Source organism: Modestobacter sp. VKM Ac-2983, assembly GCF_026967885.1.
Taxonomy (GTDB): domain Bacteria; phylum Actinomycetota; class Actinomycetes; order Mycobacteriales; family Geodermatophilaceae; genus Modestobacter.
Map to the genome: position 1 here is coordinate 785,539 of NZ_JAPVBK010000002.1, position 17,489 is coordinate 803,027.

Sequence of the window (17,489 nt, forward strand, 5' to 3'; positions counted from 1 at the left end):
TGGTCGGCGTTCGGTGCGCCCCTCAGCGCCGGCGCTGGCTGCCGGTGCTCACCGCCGGTAGCCGAAGGGCCACGGACACGACGGCGAGTCTGGTCGCTCCGCGCGGGCGGTGCCAGTCGTGGATCACCAGGTGGACCGGGCGGTGGGCGACTCGGTGGAGCCCCACCGACCGGCACCGGAGCCGGGCCGTGGTCAGCGGTCTCCGGCCGGTCCGGCGGAGCCGGCGGGGTAGCTCAGCAGCGGGGGCTCGCCGGCGGCCCAGGCCTGCAGCACCGGGTCGACGAACCGCCAGGCCTCCTCGGCCTCTGCCGCGCTGACCGCGGTCCGGCTGCCGCCGGACAGCAGGTCGGTGAGCACCGCGCTGTAGGCGGTGCGCTCACCCGGTGCGCGCACCGCCACCCCGGCAGCACCCTGCCCGGCCCCCTCCAGCGGGATCTCCAGCCGGTCGTCGGCGACCCGCTCGACCCCCGGCGGGCACTCGGCGGGCGCGGGGGTGCGCAGGTGCAGCACCACCCGCTTGCGGTCGGTCGCCAACGCCTTGCCGGTGCGCAGCACGAACCGGGTGCCGGCCCAGCGGGGCGTGTCGACCACGAACTCCAGCTCGGCGAAGGTCTCGGTGCACCTCGCCGGGTCGACGCCGTCCTCCTCGACGTAGGCCCGGGTGGCCGGGCCGGCGGTGTAGTGCGCCCGTCGGGTGGCCGTCACCTCGGGCACCCGCACCGACCGGAGCAGGTCCAGCCGGGCCCGGTGCAGGTCCTCCTCGGCCGGCGTCCCGGGCAGCTCCATCGCCAGCACGGTCAGCACCTGGACCAGGTGGTTCTGCAGCACGTCGCGCACCGCGCCGGTCCGGTCGTAGAAGCCGGCCCGGCCGCCGACGTCCAGCGTCTCCTCCCAGACGACGTCCACCTGGGCGAGGTGCTCGCCGCTCCACCGCCCGGCCAGCGCACCGCCCGGCCGGCGGAGGTCGAGAAGCTCGGCCACGGCCGGCATGCCCAGGAAGTGGTCGACCCGGAAGGCCGCCTGCCCGTCGTCGCCGATCGCCCGCGCCAGCAGCGCGTTCAGCGCCTGCGCGTCGGCCAGGTCCCGGCCGAAGGGCTTCTCCACCGCGATCCGGCTGCCCCGCGGGAGCCCGGCTGCCCCCAGCGCGCGGACGGTCGCGGGGAACAGCACGGGCGGCAGTGCCAGGTAGGCGGCGACCGGGCCGCTGCCGGTGAAGGCGGAGACCGCGGCCGCCACGGAGCCCGGCTCGGTCAGGTCGACCCGGCGGTAGCAGGCGGCGTCCACCAGCGCCTGCCGGGCCGCTGCGGGCAGGTCGCCGGCGTGCTCCCGCAGCCGGGTGGCGACGTGCTCGGCGAACCGGGCGTCGTCCCAGTCCTCCTCGGCGGCGCCGACCAGCTGCAGGTCCGCCGGGAGCCGCCCCGCCGCGAGCACCCCGGCCAGGGCGGGGAGCAGGAAGCGGCCGGCGAGGTCGCCGGTGGCACCGAGCAGGAGGAGCCGGGTGATCACCGGCCCACGGAGTCGCGCCAGGAGTGCTCGGGGGCGAACCCGAGCACCCGGCGGGCCTTGTCGATCGACAGCAGGGTGTCGTGGGTTCCGAGGTCCCGGCGGTGCGGGACGTCGGGGAACTGGGCCGCCAGCAGCTCGGCGTTCGGCCGGGCGGAGACCGTGTCGGCGTTGGCGACGATGAAGACGTCGGCCCCGGGCTCGCCGTGCTCCAGGCCACGCCGCACCGCCTGGGCGCCGTCGCGGGCGTCGATGTAGCCCCACAGGTTCCAGCGCCGCAGGGCCGGGTCGGCGTCGTAGCCGGCGAACGCGGCGTAGTCCTCGGGGTACATCACGTTGCTGAACCGCAGACCGGTCATCGACAGGTCCGGGTGCCACCGGCACAGCTGCCGGGCCAGCTCCTCCTCCAGCGTCTTGACCAGCGAGTAGGTGGTCGTCGGCCGGGGCGCGTACTCCTCGTCGACCGGGACGTAGGGCGGGTCCTCGTCGAAGGGCAGGCCCAGCACCGTCTCGCTGGAGGCCCAGACGATCTTCCGGACGCCGGCCCGCAGCGCGGCGCTGTACACGTTGTACGAGGCGGTCACGTTGTTGGCGAAGGTGGCCGAGTCGGGCATCAGGCCCGGGGCCGGGACGGCGGCCAGGTGCACCAGTGCGTCGATCGGCGTGCGGTGCTCGTCGAACCCGGCCAGCGCCTCGATCGCCTGGCCGGCGTCGGTGAGGTCGACGACCGCGGACTCCACGTCGGCCCGGGGGCTGGGCGTCCGGTCCAGCGCCAGGACGTCCCAGCCGTGCTCGAGCAGGTGGGTGACCACCGCCCGGCCGAGCTTCCCGCTGCTGCCGGTGACCGCTGCCCGCGCCATGGTTCTCCTCTGTCCGTCGTCCGATGTGCCCGGGACAGCCTGGCCCGTGGCCGGCGTGCCCGCACACCGGGGGGCGGGACACTGGACGTCATGACCGAGCCCGAGACCGGTGCCGGCCGGCCCAAGCCGGTGCCCGACCTGATCGCCCCGGGGCTGGACGTGCTGTTCTGCGGGATCAACCCGTCGCTGCGCTCGGCCGAGACCGGCACCCACTTCGCCCGGCCGGGCAACCGGTTCTGGCCCGCGCTGCACCTGGCCGGCCTCACCCCGCGCCGGCTGACCCCGGCCGAGGGGCAGGAGCTGCTGCGCTGCGGGATCGGGGTGACCAACGTCGTCGACCGGCCGACCCGGACGGCGGCCGAACTCGACCCGGCGGAGCTGCGCGCCGGCGCTGCGCAGCTCGAGGCGCTGGTGGCCCGGTACCGGCCGCGGGTGCTCGCCGTCCTGGGGGTCACCGCCTGGCGGCTGGCGTTCGACCGGCCGCGGGCCACGCTGGGCCGCCAGCCCGAGCGGATCGGCGGGGTCACCACCTGGGTGGCGCCCAACCCCAGCGGGCTCAACGCCCACCACCAGCTGCCCGACCTGGCCCGGCTCTACCGGGAGCTGCGCGATGCGCCGTCGGAGGTCAGCGGCTGAGGTCGCCGAGCACCCCGCGGGCCTGCCGGTCCAGCACGATCTCCTCGTCGGCGGGGACGACCAGCGTGCGCACCGTGGCCCCGGCACCCGACAGGTCGCCCGGGCTGGGCGCCGCGGGGTCCAGGACGACGCCGAGGTGGGCCAGCCGGGCGGTGACCGCGGCCCGCACCGTCGCCGAGTGCTCGCCCACGCCGCCGGTGAACACCAGCGTGTCCAGGCCGCCGAGCACCGCGGTGTACCCGGCGACGGTCACCGCCACCGACCGGGCGAGGACGTCGAGGGCCAGCCGGCTGTCGGCGTCCCCGGCATCGGCCCGGGCGGTGATCTCCCGGACGTCGGTGGAGCCGGCGATCCCGACCAGCCCCGAGCGGTGGTCGACCAGGTCGCGGAGCTGCTCGACCGACCAGCCCCGGTCGGCCAGGAACAGCAGCGCGTCGGGGTCCAGGTCGCCGCTGCGGCTCGCCGACGGGATCCCGCCGGTCGGGGAGAAGCTCATCGTGGTGGCCACCGAGCGCCCCTCCGCCACCGCGGTGACGCTGCAGCCGCCGCCGAGGTGGGCGACGACGGCCCGGCCGAGGTCGGGCACCGTGTCCACCACGTGCTCGAGGTTGAGCCCGTGGAAGCCGTAGCGCCGCACCCCGAGTGCGTCGACCTCGGCCGGCAGCGGCAGCCGCCGGGCCTCCTCGGGCAGGCCGGCGTGGAAGGCGGTGTCGAAGCAGGCGACCTGCGGCAGGCCGGGCCACTGCGCCCGGGCGGCCTCCATCTCCGCGACGTCCCCGGGCAGGTGCAGCGGGGCGAAGGGCGCCAGCGCCCGCAGCGAGGCCAGCAGCTCGTCGTCCACCGGTGTCGGGCGGACGTGCTCCGGCCCGCCGTGCACCACCCGGTGGGCGACGGCGACGAGCTCGATGCCCTCGGCGGCCACCCGGTCGGCCAGCTCGGCGACCGCGGCGCGGGCGTCGTCGACCGGCCGGGTGACGTGCACGTCGAGCAGCCGCTGCCCGGCCGCGTCGTGCACGGCGGCCTTGAGCGATCGGGAGCCGGGGTTGATCGCCAGGACGGCGGCGGTCACCGGCGCCCCGCCCCCCACGTCCAGTCGCGGACCTCGGGCATGTCCTCCAGGTGCTCGCGGACGTACCCGTGGTGCCGGTCGAGCTGGTCGTGGCAGAACCGGACCAGCTCCGCGCCCCGCTCCGGTGCCCGCCGGGAACGGCGCAGCGCCTCGATCACCAGGTGGTACCGGCTCATCCGGTTGAGCACCACCATGTCGAAGGGGGTGGTCGTCGTCCCCTGCTCCTCGAAGCCGCGCACGTGGAAGCGGCCCGGGTCGGGCCGGCCGTGCAGCAGCTGGTGCACCGCGCGGGGGTAGCCGTGGAAGGCGACGACGACGTCGGTGTCGGCGGTGAACAGCTGGTCGAAGTGCTCCGCGGAGAAGCCGTGCGGGTGGTCGTCCGGGGGGAGCAGGCCCATCAGGTCGATCACGTTGACCACCCGGACCCGCAGCGCGGGCACCCACTCCCGCAGCAGCTCGGCGGCGGCCAGGGTCTCCATCGTCGGGACGTCGCCGGCCGCAGCGAGGACGACGTCGGGCTCCGCCTGCCCGTCGTCCTCGGTGCCGGCCCAGGCCCACACCGACGCCCCGGCCGCCGCGTGGGCGTGCGCCTGCTCCAGGGTCAGGTACTGCAGGTGCGGCTGCTTGTCGGCGATCAGCAGGTTGACGTGGTCGGTGCTCTGCAGGCAGTGCTCGGCGACCGAGAGCAGGGTGTTGGCGTCCGGCGGGAGCCAGACCCGCACCACCTGCGGGGACAGCGGGATCACCGTGTCCAGCAGGCCGGGGCCCTGGTGGCTGAACCCGTTGTGGTCGTTGCGCCAGCAGGTGCTGGTCAGCAGGATCGTGAGCGAGGAGACCGGCGCCCGCCAGGGCAGCGTGGCGGCGTGCTGCAGCCACTTCACGTGCTGGATCACCATCGAGGCGCTCACCATGGCGAAGGCCTCGTAGGTGGCGAAGAGGCCGTGCCGGCCGGAGAGCAGGTAGCCCTCCAGCCAGCCCTGGCACAGGTGCTCCGACAGCACCTCCATCACCCGGCCGTGCGGGGAGAGGTGGTCGTCGGTGGGCAGCACCTCGGCCTGCAGGCAGCGGTCGGTCACCTCGAACACCGACTGGAGCCGGTTGCTGGCGGTCTCGTCCGGACAGAACAGCCGGAAGGTCCCGCCGCCGTCCTCGGTCGTGGTGCGGGTGTAGACGTCGCGCAGCAGCTCACCGAGCGGGTGGGTGGTCTGCGCGAAGGTGGTCCCCGGCGCGGGGACGTCGACGGCGTAGGGCTCCAGCGGGGGCAGGTCCAGCGGGGTGCGCCGGCGCCCGCCGTTCGCGTGGGGCGTCGCGCCCATCCGCAGGTCGCCCTCGGGGGCCAGCGCCGCCAGCTCGGGCACGAGCGCGCCCTCGGCGGTGAAGAGGGTCTCGGGGGAGTAGGAGCGCAGCCACTCCTCCAGCTGGGCCAGGTGCGCCCCGTCGGTCTGCACGCCCGACAGCGGCACCTGGTGGGCGCGGAAGGTGCCCTCGACCTGCACGCCGTCGACCTGCGCCGGGCCGGTCCAGCCCTTGGGGGTGCGCAGCACGATCGCCGGCCAGCCCGGGCGCACGTCCTCCGCCCCGCCGCGGGCGGCGGCCTGGATCTCCCGGATCCGGTCGTGCGAGGTGCGCACGGCGGTCTCCAGGTCCCGGAACACCGCGCGCGGGTCGTCGCCGGTGACGAAGACCGGCGCCCAGCCCTGGCTGCTGAGGTAGCCGCCGATCTCCTCGTCCGACGACCGGCCCCACACCGTCGGGCTGTTGATCTTGTACCCGTTCAGGTGCAGCACGGGCAGGACGGCGCCGTCCCGGCGGGCGTCCAGGAAGGCGGGGAGCTTCCAGGAGCCCGACAGCGGGCCGGTCTCCGCCTCGCCGTCCCCGACCACGCAGGCCACCAGCAGGTCGGGGGAGTCGAAGGCGGCGCCGGCGGCGTGCACCAGCGCGTAGCCGAGCTCGCCGCCCTCGTGGATGCTGCCCGGGGTCTGCACGCTCACGTGGCTGGGGACCCCGCCGGGGGTGGAGAACTGCCGGAACAGCCGGTGCACCCCCTCGGCGTCGCCGCTCACCTGCGGGTAGACCTCGCTGTAGCTGCCCTCCAGGTACGTGGCGGCGACCAGTGCCGGGCCGCCGTGCCCCGGCCCGGCGACGTAGAGGCAGGGCGTGCCGGTGCGCCGGATCAGCCGGTTGAGCTGCACGTACAGCGCCGACAGGCCCGGGCTGGTGCCCCAGTGGCCGAGCAGCCGCGGCTTGACGTCGGAGTGCGCGAGCGGCCGGCGGAGCAGCGCGTTGTCCCGCAGGTAGATCTGGCCGACGGTGAGGTAGTTGGCCGCAGCCCACCACCGCAGGTCCAGGTCGAGCTCCTCGTCGGGGTAGTCCGCCGTCGTCGCCTGCTCGGTCATGGGCTCCACACTGTCGGTCGCGGGTGAACGCCGGGGGTCCGGCGCCGGTTGCGATCGTGTGCGGACCGGGCCACCGGGCGCACGGGTCGAAGGTCCCGTCAGCCCAGCAGGTCGGCCAGCTCCAGGACGCCGCCGGCCGCCTCGAACTCCGCCTTCGCCGCGGCGAGCACCGCCGGGTCGACCAGCGCGTCCAGCGCCGTGAGCGCCAGGCCCACCGCGCCGTCCAGCACCGCCCGGTCACCGGCCGGGGAGGCCGCGGCCTCGGCGAAGCCGGTGGTGTGCATCGAGATGTCCGGCCCCGCGATGGCGATCATCGGGTGGATCGAGGGGACCCGGACGCTGACGTTGCCCAGGTCGGTCGACCCGGCCAGCGACGCCGGGGTCACCCCGGGCGGGAGGGCCGTGCGGCCGCGGCGGGCCTGGTGACGGGTCCACCGGGCGGCGAGCTCCAGGTTGGCCCGGATCGGCAGGTAGGCCGGCAGCTCGTCCCAGACCAGCTCGTACCCGCAACCGGTCATCGCCGCCGCGCCGGCCATGACCGCCTCCATCCGGCGGCTCAGGTCGGCCAGCGTCTCCGGCGTCGCGGAGCGCACGTAGTACAGCGCCTCGGCGGTCTCCGGGACGACGTTGGGCCGCTGGCCGCCGTCGGTGATCACCCCGTGCACCCGGTCGGTGTCCGGGACGTGCTGGCGCAGCATCGCCACGCCGTTGTAGCCGGCGACCACGGCGTCCAGGGCGTTGCGGCCCATGAACGGCTGGGCCGAGGCGTGCGCGGCGATGCCGGTGTAGGTGACCCGCAGCTGGCGGCGGCCGAGGAAGGGCTGGACGGCGGCGTCATAGGAGAACGGGTGCAGCATGACCACGGCGTCGACGCCGTCGAAGGCACCGGCGCGGGCCATCAGCTCCTTGCCGCCACCGCCCTCCTCGGCCGGGGTGCCGAGCAGCAGCACGGTGCCCTCGACCCCGCCGTCGGCCAGCACGGCGGCCAGCCCGAGGAACGCCCCCACGGCGGACGCGCAGATGACGTTGTGGCCGCAGCCGTGGCCGATGCCGGGCAGCGCGTCGTACTCGGCCAGCACCGCCACCGTCGCACCGCCGCTGCCGATGCTGGCCCGCAGCGCCGTCTCCAGCCCGAAGACGCCGACCTCCGCCTCGATGCCGGAGCGCGCGAGCAGGTCGGCCACCGCCCGGGCGGACCGGTGCTCCTCGTACCCCTCCTCGGGATGGGCGTGCAGGTCGTGGCTGAGCGCCAGCAGGTCCGCCGACGCCGACTCGATCGCCTGCTCGGTGCGGGCCAGCAGCTCCTCGGGCGCACCGGCGTGCGGGGAGGAGAGCGGTTCGGCGGTGGCGGCCGCGCGGTCGGTGGCCGCCCGCAGCTCGTCCAGGTGGGCGGGGTCCGCCGGGCGGGGGAGCCGGGCGTCGACGGGGTCGGTCATGTCCCGTGTCTACCCGGTCGGGTGGCGCCGCGGAGACCGGCCGGGAACGATCTCGGTCGGCAAGTGGTTGAGCGCTTGACGGACGCCGGCCCCTCGTCGTCCGCGACATCCTCTGGAGGACCCCATGCACCTCGGCGTCGACAGCTTCGTCTCCGCAGTGACCGACCCGACCACCGAGCGCCTCGTCGGGCCGGAGGAGCGGATGGCGGACCTGCTCGAGGAGATCGAGCTCGCCGACCGGGTGGGGCTGTACTCCTTCGGCATCGGTGAGCACCACCGCAGCGAGTACTACGACTCGGCGCCGGCGATCATCCTCGCGGCGGCCGCGGCGCGGACCTCCCGGATCCGGCTGGGCAGCGCGGTGACCGTGCTCAGCGCCGCCGACCCGGTGCGGGTCTTCCAGCAGTTCGCCACCCTCGACCTGATCGCCAAGGGCCGGATCGACCTGGTCGTGGGGCGTGGTTCCTTCACTGAGGCGTTCCCGCTGTTCGGGCTCTCGCTGGGCGACTACGACACGCTGTTCAGCGAGAAGCTCGACCTGCTGCTGAAGATCCGCGACTCCGAGCAGGTCACCTGGTCCGGCCGGCACCGCCCGGCGCTGACCGGTCAGGGCGTCTACCCGCGGCCGCTGCAGGACCCGCTGCCGGTCTGGGTCGGCGTCGGCGGCAGCCCGGAGTCCTTCGCCCGGGCCGGGCTGCTGGGCCTGCCCCTCATGGTGGCGATCATCGGCGGCGAGCCCCGCCAGTTCGCCCCGCTCATCGACCTCTACCGCCGCGCCGGTGCGCAGGCCGGGCACGCGCCCGAGAAGCTCCAGGTGGGGCTGCACGTGTTCGGCTTCGTCGCCGACAGCACCCAGGCCGCGGCGGACACGATCTACCCGGGGTGGCACGAGATGTTCGCCAAGATCTCTCGCGAGCGAGGCTTCTCCCAGCCGTCCCGGGCCCAGTTCGACGCCACGAGCGGCCCGAACGGCGCGTTCTTCATGGGCGACCCGGACACCGTGGCCGAGAAGCTGGTCCGCATCTCCGGGCAGCTCGGCGGCGTCGACCGGATCTCGCTGCAGATGACCAACCCGCGGCTGGCGCACGCCGACCTCCTGCGCGGCATCGAGCTGCTGGGCACCGAGGTCGCCCCGAAGGTCGCCTGAGGCGCCTCTTGTGGCCCTCGACTCATGTGAGCCCTCGCTCTAGCGTCGTCGACGTGCACGCGTCGACGTCCTCGGCGACCCGGTCCGCCGGCCGTGCGCGCACGACACCACGGGGGCCAGGCGCCGCCGTCCCAGGAGGGGACGGCGGCCGACACCGAGGAGTGCGCATGAGGAACGTCCTGGACGAGTTGGCGGCGGCGGAGCGGGTGGTCACCCGGCGGGAGTCCGGCGGGACCGAACTGGTCTCCGCGCTGGTCCGGCGGAGCTACGAGTCGGCGGTGCCGGACGTCTGGAGTGCCGTGACCGATCGCGAGCGGCTGGCCCGCTGGTTCGCCCCGGTCAGCGGGGACCTCCGCCCCGGGGGAGCGTTCGCCGTCCAGGGGGACGCCGAGGGCGAGATCCAGGGCTGTGAGCCGCCGCGCCGGCTCACCCTCACCTGGGGCGGGCCGGTCAGCATCGTGGAGGTGCGACTGTCCGAGCGCGGCGGTGGCACCCTCCTGGAGCTCGAGCACACCGTGCCGGTCGAGTTCGTCGGCAGCGGGGCCGGGGCGCTCTACGTCGGGCCCGGCTGGGACGTCGCCGTCCTCGGGCTGGCCGGCTTCCTCCGCGGAGAGGTCGTCGACGACCCGGCCGCCTGGGAGAACACGCTGGAGGGGCAGCAGGCCGCCGCGCGGTCGATCGACGCCTGGGCCGACGCGGTACGCGACGGCGGCACCGCGACCGAGGAGGAGATCGACGCGGGGACCGCGGCCGCGCGAGCCCAGTTCACCCCGGACCTGGTCGGCGAGGTCTGACCGCCGGCGGGAGCCCACCCGAGCCGGACGACCCGCCGCCCCTCTGCGCCGGCGCAGAGAGGTCGGGAAAGGCGTCGCCGGCAGCCCGTGACCGCGGGCACACTTCCGGTTGGGCGCGGTCGGAACCCGACCCTGCCGTGCACCCGACCCGGGCCGACGGCGACCATGTGCGGGTGAGCGGAGGAGGAGTGTCGGGGGCGCCGCAGGCGCAGGACCCGGCCTCCGGGGCGTCACCGACCGGCCGCCGGAGCGCTCGCCGGCGGGTGCGGAACATCGTGCTGCGGGCCGTCCTGCTCGTCGCGGTCGGTGCCGGGATCGTCGTCTTCCGGGACCGGATCGCCGAGTGGTGGGACGGCCTGGTCGGCATCGCGTGGTCGTGGGTCGCCCTCGCCGCTCTGACCCAGTTGCTCTCCCTGCACTTCCTGGTCCTGCAGCAGCTCGTGCTGGTGCGCGCAGGCGGTGGCGACGTCCCGCTGCGGCACGCCACGACCACCATCTACGCGGGCAACACCATCGCCTCGACGGTGCCGGTGGCGGGAGCCCCGGCGAGCGCGGCGTACACCTACCGACGGCTCCACGCGCTCGGCAACAGCCCTGCGCTGGTGGGCTGGGCGCTGGCTGTCTCCGGGATCGCGGCCACGGCTACGTTGGCGGTCGTCCTGGCCGTGGGGTCTGCGGCGACCGGGTCGCTGTGGGGTGCACTCGGCGCCTTCTTCGCCACCGCGGCCGGGGTGGTGCCGGTGCTGGGCCTCGTGCTGGTGGTCCGGCACGAGCGGTCCCGCACCGTCGTCGTCCGGCTCGCCACCCGCGTCGTCACCGCGCTGGCCCGATGGATCCGGTCGCTGCGCGGACGGGACGTCGGGCGGCGGATCGACGAGCTGCTGACCTCACTGGGCGCCTTCCGGCTGTCCTTCGGTACCGCGACCGCCGCCGGCCTGTTCGCGTTGGCCAACTGGGTGCTGGACGTCGCTGCCCTGGCCCTGGCTCTGGTGGCCGTGGGCGCGCCGATCCCGTGGCAGGGCCTGCTGCTGGCCTGGGCCGCCGGCGCACTGGCCTCCTCGGCGCGGCTGACCCCCGGTGGCATCGGGGTCGTCGAGGCGGCGCTGGCCTCGGCGCTGATCGCCGTCGCCGGCCTGCCGGCCAGCGAGGCGGTGCCGGCCGTGCTGGTCTACCGGCTGGTCAGCCTGTGGCTGCCCGTCGGCATCGGGGCGCTCCTCCTCCTGGCGGACCCGGGCTCGACGGCGCGCGGAGGCCGGCGCCGGCACGCCGGCACCCCCGCGAGCTGACCGCCGCCACCACCACCGATGGCACGGTGCGCGGACGTCGTCCCGTTTCGCCCGGTCCCCGGCGGGCACACCGGCTGGCGTGCCTGACCTCCCCGAGCACTCCTCGTCCGGCCCGGCCACCTCACGCAGCGACCGGGCACCCGGCGTCCCACCCACCTTCGTCGACGGCACCCGACTGTGGGTCGACGCCCGCCTCCGCGCTCTGGTCCAGGCCCGGATCGAGGCCCGGCTGCTGCTCCGGCTCGGCGGGCCGGTCCCCGGCGGTCGGGTGCTGGAGCTGGGCACCGGCCGGCGCGGCACCGGCCTGCGGTCGGCGCTGGACACCTTCGACGCCGCCCACGCCGACGGGGTGGAGCTGTTCCCCGCCAGCGTGGCGGACTGCCGGGCCGCGGTGCGCGACCTCGGCGACCGGGTGCAGGTCAGCGAGGGCGATGCGACCCGGCTGAGCGCAGCCGACGCCTCCTACGACGCGGTGTTCGGCTGGCACGTGCTGCACCACACCGACGACTGGCGGGCGGTGGTGGCCGAGGCGGCGCGGGTGTTGCGCCCCGGCGGCCGGTTCTACTCCTGCGAGATGACCGCCCGGTTCATCGACAGCCGGGTCCTCCGCGCGGTTTCCTGGCACCCGGCCGACGGCGACCGCCCCACTCCGGCGGCCATGGCGGAGGCGTGCCGCGCCGCCGGGCTGACCGTGACCGCTCAGGAGAACCGACTGGCCGGCTGCTGGACGGCGCTCGTCGCCACCCGGTCGTGAGCGAGGGCCGCCCAGCGCAGGGAACGGCCGGCACGCTCGGCACGGCGCTCCAGTTGCTGCGCCGGCACGCCCCGGCCGCCTTCCTCGCCGCCGCGACCGCCGCCGCGGTCAACGCCGTCCCGGACGTGCTGCGGCACGTCCTGGTCTGGGACGACCCCCGGCTCTGGACCGCCCTGGCCGTCGACGTCGTCGGGTTCCTGACCGGTCTGGTCGCCCAGCTGTGGGTGACCGGGGCGGTCGCCGGCCTGCTCGACGGCGGGCGGCTCACCCCCTCCGGTGCGCTGCGGCGCGGCGTCGCGCTGGCGGTGCGGGCCGTGCGGCGCGCACCCGGCACGGTGCTGGCGGGGGTGGTCACCGGGGGAGCGGTGTCTGCGCTGCTGACCCTGCCGGCGTCCGTGGCGGCGCTGGGCTTCGACCGGGTGCTGGGGCCACTGGACTCACCCGACGTCGGGGCCTTCGCCGTCGCCACCGTGAGCGACTTCGTGGCCAGCACCGCCACGCTGCCGTACCTCGCGTTCGTGCTCGTCCTGGTGGCGACCGGTTGGCGGGCCGGGCAGCCGGGCACCAGCCGGGCATGACGTTGAACTGGGACGTGACCCGCAAGAGCATCGGGACGCTGTCGATCTGGCTGGGCACCGGCGCGCTGTTCGCCCCCCGGGCGATGACCCGGGTGCTGGGGGTCGACGAGCGCGCCAGCAGCACCGACGTCGCCCTTCCGCTGCTGGTCCGGTTGATCGCCGCCCGGAACATCGCGATGGGCGCGGCGCTGCTGGTCACCCCGGTGCCTCAGGCCCGGCGCACCACGGAGGTCACCCTGCTGCTCACCGCGCTGGACGGCGCGGCTGTGCTGGTCGGTCGGCGCGGCGGCGACGTGGCCGACCGGAGCGTGGGGCTGTCGATGACCGTCCTCGGGCTGGCCGCCGCCGGCGCCGCGCACTGGCACCGCCGCTGACCGGACCCGGTCAGTCGGCCGTCGGCCCGCCGGCGAGCAGGGCACGCACCGCGTCGACGCTGTCGGCCTCGGCCGGGGTCTTGTCCGGGCGGTAGCGCAGCACCCGGGCGAACCGCAGGGCCACGCCGCCGGGGTAGCGGGTGCTGCGCTGTGCGCCGTCCACCGCGATCTCCACCACGAGCTCGGGGCGCAGCAGCACGCCCCAGTCGGGGTGCTCGGCGGCGTGCTCCGGGAACGTCCGGGTCTGCCAGGCCAGCAGCTCGTCGGTCATCCCCTTGAACGTCTTGCCGACCATCACCGGCTCGCCGCCGTCGGGGTCGCGGGCGCCGAGGTGGATGTTGGAGAGCTGGTTGCCGCGACGGCCGTGGCCCCACTCCGCGCCGAGCACCACCAGGTCGAGGGTGTGCACCGGCTTGACCTTCTGCCAGGCCTTGCCGCGGCGGCCGGCGGCGTAGGGCGCATCCAGCGCCTTCACCACCACGCCCTCGTGGCCGGCGGTCAGCGCGTCGTCCAGCACGCCGGCGGCCTGCTCGAGAGTGGGCCGGCGCACCCCGGGCATCCGCAGCGCCGCATGCGCGTCGTCGGACAGCAGCCCGGCCAGCGCGTCCAGCCGTACCGCCAGCGGCTCGTCCAGCAGGTCCCGGCCATCCAGGTGGAGCACGTCGAAGAGGAACGGGCTGAGCAGCACGCCGGCGTCCGCGCTGTCGCTGCCGAAGCGGCTCATCGTGTCCTGGAAGGCGCGCGGCCGGCCGTCGTCGTCCAGCGCGAGGGTCTCCCCGTCGAGCACGGCGGTCTCGCACGGCAGCGCCCGGATCCGCTCCACCAGCTCCGGCACGCCGTCGGTCACCTCCCGCAGCGACCGGGTCCACACCCGGACGACGTCGCCGTCCCGGTGCACCTGGATGCGGGCGCCGTCGAGCTTGAACTCGAAGGTCACCTCCGCGCCGAGGTCGGCGAGAGCCGCGTCCAGCGAGGACCCGGGGCTGGCCAGCATCGGCCGCACCGGGCGGCCCACCTCCAGCCGCACCGCCGACAGCGCCGCCACCCCGCCGGTCAGCGCCAGCGCGGCGGTCTCCGGCAGCCGGCCGGACAGCATGAAGGCCCGGCGGACGACGGCGGCCGGCACCTCGGCCGCAGCGGCGACCGCGTCCAGCACGACGCCCTCCAGCGCACCCTTGCGGAGCTCGCCGGTGAGCAGCCGGACCAGGAAGTGGTGCTCCTCCGGGGTGGCCGCGGCCAGCAGCCCGCCGAGGACGGTGTCGCGCCGCGCCGCCGACCCGGCACCGGTCGTCCCGGCCAGCTCGGTCAGCGCCGCGTCGACCTCCGGGACGCTCAACGTCGGCGCGTCCGCGGCACCCCCGCCCAGCCGGGACAGGGTGCGCCAGCCGACCCCGAGCCGACCCTGGCGCGGCTCCCCGGCCAGCCATCCGGTGACCGGCACGACCTCCTCGGGGTCCGCCGCCCGCAGCAGCGAGGCGATGGCCGCCGCCTTGGCCGTGCGGGACCGGGTGGCCGTGACCGCGGTGGACGCGGCGAGGACGTCGGCGAGCAGCACCCGGTCATGTTCCCAGCCCGGCCGGCCGCAGGACTCCCGTTCCATGCTCGCGCAGGCCAGGATGCGCCCATGGACGTCGACGCACGGCTCCGCGACCTGGGCCTGGAGCTGCCCACCCCGATGGGGCCGGGCGGCAACTACCTGCCCGTCATGGCCGCCGGGGACCTGCTGTTCCTCTCCGGGATGGGCCCGGTCCGACCCGACGGCACGCTGATCACCGGCAAGGTCGGCGACGGCGGCCTGGACCTGGACACCGCCCGGGAGGCCGCCCGGCTCACCGGGCTGCAGCTGCTCGCCGCCCTGCGCGCGGAGCTCGGCGACCTCGGCCGGGTGCGGCAGGTGGTCAAGCTCTTCGGGATGGTGAACTGCCGCCCCGGCTTCAACCGCACGCCCGCCGTGATCGACGGCTGCTCGGACCTCTTCGTCGACGTGCTCGGCGACGCCGGCCGGGGCGCCCGGTCCGCGGTCGGCATGGCGGAGCTCCCGTTCGACATCGCCGTGGAGATCGAGGCCGTCGTCCGCATCACCCCGTGAGCCCGTTCCCCGCCGAGAACCCCACAGGAGACGACGTGCTGCTCGAGACGATGACCTACGAAGAGGTGCAGGCCGCGCTCGCGGACGGACGGTGCGACGTCATCGTGCCGTGCGGCGCGGTGGAACAGCACGGCCCGCACCTGCCGCTGGACGTGGACGCGGTGCACGCCGACCGGCTGGCGGTGGAGCTGGCCCAGCGGCTGGGGACGGCGCTGGTCGCCCCGACCATCCGGGTGGGCGTCTCGCCGCACCACATGGGCTTCGCCGGCACGATCAGCCTGCGCCCGGAGACCTTCGAGGCCGTCTACACCGACTACTGCCAGAGCCTCGCCGCGCACGGTTTCCGGTCGATCCTCTGCTTCTCCGCCCACGGTGGGAACTTCACGCCGCTGGCCGAGATGGCGGAGCGGCTGGACGCCGCGGTGGGGCCGGACTGCCGGGTGGTCGTCTGGTCCGACCTCCTCGGCCTGGTCGACATCTGGCGGTCCGCCGTCGCCGACGCCGGTGGGGATCCCGAGGGGGTCGGCGGTCACGCCGACGTCGCGGAGTCCTCCGTCTACGCCCTCCTCCGGCCCGGGCAGGTGCGCACCGAGCGACTGGTCCGCGGGTACACCGGCCCGGTCGACGACGCCTTCCTGCAGCGCATGTTCACCGGCGGCGTCCGGGCGATCTCCGACACCGGGATCATGGGCGACCCGCACGGGCTGTCCACCGCCATCGGGGAGCTGTGCGTGGAGCGGGTCGCCGACGCGCTCGCCGCCCACTTCACCCAGCAGCTGGAGGCGGTGCGGACCCTGCCCTGAGCGGGGGAGGATGCCGGGATGCCGCGCCTGCTGGTCGTCCACCACACGCCCTCGCCGGCCCTGCAGGCGGTGTTGACCGCCGTCCGCGAGGGCGTCGCGCTGGTCGAGGACGTCGAGCTGACCGTGCGGCCGGCCCTGTCGGCGGGCGCGGCGGACGTGCTCGCCGCCGACGGCGTCCTGCTCGGGACGCCGGCCAACATCGGCTACATGTCCGGTGCGCTCAAGCACTTCTTCGACACGGTCTTCTACCCGTGCCTGGACGCCACGGCCGGGCTGCCGTACGGGGTGTACGTGCACGGCAACGACGACACGGCCGGAGCCCTGACCAGCGTGCAGCGGATCACCGGGGCACTGGGCTGGCGACAGGTGGCGGCGCCGCTGAGCCTGACCGGGCCGCCGGGTGCCGAGGACCTGGAGGCGTGCCGGGAGCTGGCGGCGACGGTCGCGGTCGGGCTGTGACAGCGCGCGCACGATGACCCCCGCCGGGTCACCGCCGCGCGTGCCACCATGACGACGTGGCTTCCACCTCTGCCTCGGCCAGCGCGCTGCTGCACCACGTGCGCACCGGGCGGGCGCGGAGCCGCGCCGAACTCGTCGCGCTGACCGGCTCGTCCCGCAACACGGTCAGCGCCCGGGTCGACCAGCTGATCGCCGCGAACCTCCTCGAGGAGGGCGGCCGCGGCTGGAGCACCGGCGGGCGCCCGCCGACGCTGCTGCGCTTCAACAGCCAGGCCGGCTGCGTGCTCGCCGTCGACCTGGGCGTGACGAGCGTCGACGTCGCCGTCACCGACCTGTCCGCGGAGGTCCTGGCCACGGTGGGCCACCCCATCGACATCGCCGAGGGGCCCGGCCCCGTGCTGGCCGAGGTCGACCGGCTGGCCCAGCGGGTGCTGGCCGAGGCCGGCCTGACCCCGGCCGACGTCTGCGCCGTCGGCGTCGGCGTCCCCGGGCCGGTGGAGTTCTCGACCGGCCGGCCGGTCCACCCCCCGATCATGCCGGGCTGGCACGACCACCCGATCCCGAGCGCCTTTGGCCGGTACGACTGCCCGGTCTTCGCCGACAACGACGTGAACGTGATGGCGCTGGGCGAGATGGGCATCGCCGGTTCGACCGAGGACGTGCTGGTGATCAAGGTCGGCACCGGCATCGGCTGCGGCATCGTCGTCGACGGGCAGGTCTACCGGGGCGCCCAGGGCAGCGCCGGCGACATCGGGCACATCTCCGTCCCGCCCCCGCAGGGCCGGCCGGTGCTCTGCCGGTGCGGCAACGAGAACTGCCTCGAGGCGATCGCCGGTGGCGGCGCCCTGCTCCGCGACGCGCTGGCGGCGGGGCTGCCGGTGACGACGACGCGCGAGCTGGTGCAGCTGGCCGCCCAGGGTGACGGGCCGGCCCTGGAGCTGGTCCGCAACGCCGGCCGGACCATCGGCACCGTGCTGGCCAGCCTGGTGAACTTCTTCAACCCGCACCGGATCGTGATGACCGGGGGCGTGGCGCAGGCCGGGCCGCCGCTGCTGGCCGGGATCCGGGAGGCCGTCTACGGGCGCTCGCTGCCGCTGGCCGCCCGCGCGCTGGACATCTCGGTGAGCGCGGCCCCCGACCTGTCCGGGCGGCTGGGCGCCGCGCTGATGGCGATCGAGGGCTTCCTGGAGGAGGACTCGGTCTACCAGGTGGCGCAGGACGCCGGTTCCGCCGAGGCGCCCACCGCCCGCTGATCGCGGGCTCCACCTCTCCTCGGCCGCGGCCACCTGCCGGGCCCGGCCACCG

General features: G+C 75.6%; 17 protein-coding genes. 11 read left to right on the plus strand and 6 right to left on the minus strand.

Annotation, left to right across the window (positions count from 1 at the left end; translation table 11 throughout):
- Window positions 1-192 precede the first annotated feature (192 nt).
- Together O2W18_RS10135 and O2W18_RS10140 are read right to left on the minus strand one after the other, a co-directional pair.
- Window positions 193-1,506, minus strand: a complete 1,314-nt coding sequence (locus O2W18_RS10135; protein WP_269187408.1) for a glucose-6-phosphate dehydrogenase — start codon at window positions 1,504-1,506, stop codon at window positions 193-195.
- Window positions 1,503-2,363: an NAD-dependent epimerase/dehydratase family protein gene (locus O2W18_RS10140; RefSeq protein ID WP_269187409.1), complete on the minus strand. Its 861-nt coding sequence runs from the start codon at window positions 2,361-2,363 to the stop codon at window positions 1,503-1,505. Before O2W18_RS10140 ends, O2W18_RS10135 begins: the two co-directional genes overlap by 4 nt.
- Window positions 2,364-2,453: 90 nt before the next feature.
- Between O2W18_RS10140 and mug the strand changes: the two genes are divergently transcribed.
- Window positions 2,454-2,999 (plus strand): G/U mismatch-specific DNA glycosylase, encoded by a 546-nt coding sequence (mug, locus tag O2W18_RS10145; RefSeq protein WP_269173111.1) that lies wholly within the window; start codon window positions 2,454-2,456, stop codon window positions 2,997-2,999.
- Here the strand turns inward: mug and O2W18_RS10150 are convergent.
- The 3 genes from O2W18_RS10150 to O2W18_RS10165 form a co-directional block, all read right to left on the minus strand.
- Window positions 2,989-4,068: an acetate/propionate family kinase gene (locus O2W18_RS10150; protein WP_442929132.1), complete on the minus strand. Its 1,080-nt coding sequence runs from the start codon at window positions 4,066-4,068 to the stop codon at window positions 2,989-2,991. The two genes, mug and O2W18_RS10150, sit on opposite strands and share 11 nt — an antisense overlap.
- A complete protein-coding gene (locus tag O2W18_RS10160; RefSeq protein ID WP_269187410.1) occupies window positions 4,065-6,464 on the minus strand; it encodes a phosphoketolase family protein in 2,400 nt (799 codons plus the stop codon). Before O2W18_RS10160 ends, O2W18_RS10150 begins: the two co-directional genes overlap by 4 nt.
- A 98-nt stretch (window positions 6,465-6,562) precedes the next feature.
- The gene (locus O2W18_RS10165; RefSeq protein WP_269187411.1) at window positions 6,563-7,900 is read right to left on the minus strand and encodes a M20 family metallopeptidase; all 1,338 of its coding nucleotides are present in this window, start codon (window positions 7,898-7,900) and stop codon (window positions 6,563-6,565) included.
- Window positions 7,901-8,024: 124 nt separating this feature from the next.
- On the opposite strand from O2W18_RS10165, the gene O2W18_RS10170 reads away from it, so the two are divergent.
- The 6 genes from O2W18_RS10170 (at window position 8,025) to O2W18_RS10195 (ending at window position 12,833) form a co-directional block, all read left to right on the plus strand.
- Window positions 8,025-9,047 carry an Atu2307/SP_0267 family LLM class monooxygenase gene (locus tag O2W18_RS10170; RefSeq protein ID WP_269173108.1) on the plus strand — a complete coding sequence of 341 codons (1,023 nt, stop codon included), beginning with the start codon at window positions 8,025-8,027 and terminating at the stop codon, window positions 9,045-9,047.
- 167 nt (window positions 9,048-9,214) lie between these two features.
- Window positions 9,215-9,841 (plus strand): SRPBCC family protein, encoded by a 627-nt coding sequence (locus O2W18_RS10175; protein ID WP_269187412.1) that lies wholly within the window; start codon window positions 9,215-9,217, stop codon window positions 9,839-9,841.
- 173 nt (window positions 9,842-10,014) lie between these two features.
- Window positions 10,015-11,127 carry a lysylphosphatidylglycerol synthase transmembrane domain-containing protein gene (locus tag O2W18_RS10180; RefSeq protein ID WP_269187413.1) on the plus strand — a complete coding sequence of 371 codons (1,113 nt, stop codon included), beginning with the start codon at window positions 10,015-10,017 and terminating at the stop codon, window positions 11,125-11,127.
- 79 nt (window positions 11,128-11,206) lie between these two features.
- On the plus strand, window positions 11,207-11,881 hold the full coding sequence (locus tag O2W18_RS10185; protein ID WP_269187414.1) for a class I SAM-dependent methyltransferase: 675 nt from the start codon (window positions 11,207-11,209) through the stop codon (window positions 11,879-11,881).
- A complete protein-coding gene (locus O2W18_RS10190; RefSeq protein ID WP_269187415.1) occupies window positions 11,878-12,459 on the plus strand; it encodes a hypothetical protein in 582 nt (193 codons plus the stop codon). The genes O2W18_RS10185 and O2W18_RS10190 overlap by 4 nt, the downstream gene beginning before the upstream one ends.
- Window positions 12,456-12,833 (plus strand): DUF4267 domain-containing protein, encoded by a 378-nt coding sequence (locus tag O2W18_RS10195; RefSeq protein WP_269173103.1) that lies wholly within the window; start codon window positions 12,456-12,458, stop codon window positions 12,831-12,833. The genes O2W18_RS10190 and O2W18_RS10195 overlap by 4 nt, the downstream gene beginning before the upstream one ends.
- Before the next feature lie 10 nt (window positions 12,834-12,843).
- On the opposite strand, the gene O2W18_RS10200 is transcribed toward O2W18_RS10195, so the two are convergent.
- Window positions 12,844-14,433, minus strand: coding sequence for an ATP-dependent DNA ligase (locus O2W18_RS10200; RefSeq protein ID WP_269187416.1), 1,590 nt, complete (start codon window positions 14,431-14,433; stop codon window positions 12,844-12,846).
- A 24-nt stretch (window positions 14,434-14,457) separates the two neighbouring features.
- On the opposite strand from O2W18_RS10200, the gene O2W18_RS10205 reads away from it, so the two are divergent.
- Genes O2W18_RS10205 through O2W18_RS10220 form a run of 4 tightly spaced genes read left to right on the plus strand, consistent with a single transcriptional unit; the run spans window position 14,458 to window position 17,437 of the window.
- On the plus strand, window positions 14,458-14,922 hold the full coding sequence (locus tag O2W18_RS10205) for a RidA family protein (RefSeq protein WP_269187417.1): 465 nt from the start codon (window positions 14,458-14,460) through the stop codon (window positions 14,920-14,922).
- On the plus strand, window positions 14,919-15,725 hold the full coding sequence (locus O2W18_RS10210) for a creatininase family protein (RefSeq protein ID WP_269187418.1): 807 nt from the start codon (window positions 14,919-14,921) through the stop codon (window positions 15,723-15,725). The genes O2W18_RS10205 and O2W18_RS10210 overlap by 4 nt, the downstream gene beginning before the upstream one ends.
- An 18-nt stretch (window positions 15,726-15,743) precedes the next feature.
- The gene (locus O2W18_RS10215; RefSeq protein WP_269173099.1) at window positions 15,744-16,184 is read left to right on the plus strand and encodes a flavodoxin family protein; all 441 of its coding nucleotides are present in this window, start codon (window positions 15,744-15,746) and stop codon (window positions 16,182-16,184) included.
- A gap of 56 nt (window positions 16,185-16,240) precedes the next feature.
- The gene (locus O2W18_RS10220) at window positions 16,241-17,437 is read left to right on the plus strand and encodes an ROK family protein (protein WP_269173098.1); all 1,197 of its coding nucleotides are present in this window, start codon (window positions 16,241-16,243) and stop codon (window positions 17,435-17,437) included.
- Window positions 17,438-17,489 lie beyond the last annotated feature (52 nt).